Consider the following 2726-nt stretch of genomic DNA (forward strand, 5'->3'; position numbering starts at 1 on the left):
TCCAAACTCCCTCCTGATTGGGACAGATAAATGGAAGGTATCGCCTTTGAATTCTTCCTGAGTCCGGGTAATATATTCACTCATCTTAGTCTCAATAATCTTCGTGATAAAACTCTGTAATTCCATCACTTTACCTTTATTCTTGGCATAATTGATCATGCTGGGATCACTTAAAATTTCTATGAATAATGGCACCTGGATTACAATTTCAGGTCTGCCATATTTATTTTTAATCGTATATTTATTTTTTCTTTTCTGGGAAACTCTCGCTGAAATTCTATATTTTTCATTGAAGGGATCTTGAAAATTCGTCATGATATCTTCCGTATCCCATGTATTGTCCAATAAACTTGAAATTCGTGTTTCCTCACCAGTTATTTTCCCTATCATGATGCCTTCTTTAAAGACAGCCGAGCCCATGAATTGAGCATTCCTGGTTGTACCATCTGCATGGAGCTCCCCAGCCATTAAGTCATCATCAGAAATCTTCATTTGTGATTCGTCCTTTTCCGTAGTCGCATAAATGGCAAGAAATAGGTCTGCATCACTCTCAGTAATACTATAGTAACTATTAAGATCTGTATTGGGAATCATTCCTGTTGCCTGGCCTCTTTCAATCATCAATTCAAAAAATTTATGGGGCCGGGTTTCAATCTGTGGTTTATTCGTAAATAAAAATTTTTCTGCCTTCTCCTTTGAAACGATTAACTTCGCACTTCTTTTAATTTCGCGGTCCTTCGCTGCACTATATATCCACCTTATAAAATTTGGATTTTCTGCAAAACCCTCTGATACAATCATTACTTGCAGCAAGTCATATGAAATCTCTCTTGCAATGATTGCATTGGCTGTATTCCTTGACGAAATGAAATCGTCTGCAATCAATGAAACGATCTCCTGGGGTGGTTCATTAGTGCCTCCTCCTGATTGCTGGGACCCCACTTCCGGGTTCGCTATTAAGTAAGTCACTTTCACCTTTCCCTTTTGCTCTGCCTCATCTAGTCCTATCGCTATGACATATGCCTTCTGGTCCAATTCCTTTTGGTCCCAGCAGCCAGCAAGAATAGTGAATAGCATGCAAATAAATAGGAGCTTAACCGAATTCTTTAACATTTTCATTCTTAAAATCTCCCCGTATTTTTGCCATAATCCACATAAGCGGAGGCAAGACCATAAAGGCAGGACTAAGCAGCAATAAGTTATTCTGTCTCAGCGTAAAGAGAACAATTGAAGGGCTTTCAGGTGCGTAGCCAATCAATACAATAATGGCTGTGATTAGAGGAATTAGATATTCAAATTCTTTTATTTTTAGAATTCCCCCGAGCAAAATAGCACTTAAATATAGGTAGAATGAAAACCTTATAAAAGTAGCAACAAGCCAAAAAGGAAAAAATAAAGTCTCTACATTCGCAAGGAAACCAATCTGGATGTACCGGATCGTTTCATGGAATGGGTAGCTGAGCATTTCTGCAGTTGTGTAATCAAACAGCATAACAAATCCCACTAATGCTAAGCTTATTTCGATGGTTACAATTAGAAGTGCTATAAGGGTTCCTTTTTTGAAATCCTTAAATGTAGTGACCAGCGGGGCTATTAGTCCCAGAAAGAAAAAATCTGCGAATATTGATACATTTTTAGCAGAAGCTTTCAGGATTCCGAGCTTGCCTTCTCCCCATAGAGGGAATAAGTATCCTATATTCCCTGCCTTGAATGTAAAGATCAATGCAATGAATAAGGTTATTTTTATATAGGGGAATAGCAGCCAGGATACCGCACCTATTTGTTCAATACCGCGTTTGGCTCCATAAGCACAAACCGTCATCAGGATCGCATAAATGACTATTGGCGGTGTCTTTGTAAAATACATTGTTCCAATGATATCTACATATACACCAGAGTCTAGGATCAAAGCTGCTATGCCGCCTAATAATAGGAATATTGAAATAAGGTTTCCTATTATTTTGCCAAACAGATAGATCATAACCTCATGCAGGTTTTTATCTTTATGTACTGAAAAAACCTTTAATAGCAAGAGAATAGGAATCAATGAGGTAATACCAATCAAAAGCGTTGCAATCCAGCCAGCATTTTTTGCATTCTCAAAAATAATGGACGGGGTATCATCAGTTAATTTTGCCCCAAGGGTAAGAAGGATGATTGCTGTATATTCCTTAATTCCAATTTTCCCTTTATTCTGCTTCATGATTTATGCCTCATCGCTCTTTTTTTGCATATCAGTTGGCTTCAAAAATCCCGGCCTTAATTTTTCATTTTTGATTATTTTGCGAAATATAGTATCCTTGGAAGATTTATAACTTGGAGACATCGGTGCAAGATAAGGGACTCCAAATGACTTCAGCGAAACCATATAGAATAAACCGGCAATAAAAGTGGCTGTCATCCCGTAAATTCCGAGCATGGCTGCACTCAAGATGAATATAAAACGGATTAACCTTACTGCGAAATTCAAACTTATATCGCTTACGGCAAAAGAACTTAGGCCGCCAAGTGCGACTACAATAATCACGATTGGGCTGATAATATTAGCTTGAACCGCTGCCTGTCCGAGAATGAGTGCTCCTACAATTCCAATGGTCGGACCGATCGGACTTGGTACACGAAGTCCTGCCTCCCTAATCAGCTCAAATGCCGCTTCCATAATCAGGATCTCAATAACTGCCGGAAATGGTACCTTCTCGCGGGAGGAAGCAATTGCGAGCAATAAG

General features: G+C 38.8%; 3 protein-coding genes. All 3 read right to left on the minus strand.

Annotated features, from left to right (window positions below; genetic code table 11):
* The coding region (locus tag WB217_RS11700) for a Ger(x)C family spore germination protein (RefSeq protein WP_423993403.1) at positions 1–1119 on the minus strand (1119 nt) is incomplete at its 3' end.
* Positions 1094–2203 (minus strand): GerAB/ArcD/ProY family transporter, encoded by a 1110-nt coding sequence (locus WB217_RS11705; protein ID WP_423993404.1) that lies wholly within the window; start codon positions 2201–2203, stop codon positions 1094–1096. The genes WB217_RS11705 and WB217_RS11700, both read right to left, overlap by 26 nt.
* Positions 2204–2206: 3 nt before the next feature.
* The coding region (locus tag WB217_RS11710; protein ID WP_423993405.1) for a spore germination protein at positions 2207–2726 on the minus strand (520 nt) is incomplete at its 5' end.

It is taken from the genome of Mesobacillus sp. (assembly GCF_049588175.1).
In the GTDB taxonomy this organism is placed as follows: domain Bacteria; phylum Bacillota; class Bacilli; order Bacillales; family Cytobacillaceae; genus Mesobacillus.

Excerpts from the sequence above, each read along its gene's own strand:
- WB217_RS11705 (WP_423993404.1), bottom strand. The coding sequence starts at position 2,203 with ATGAAGCAGAATAAAGGGAAAATTGGAATTAAGGAATATACAGCAATC.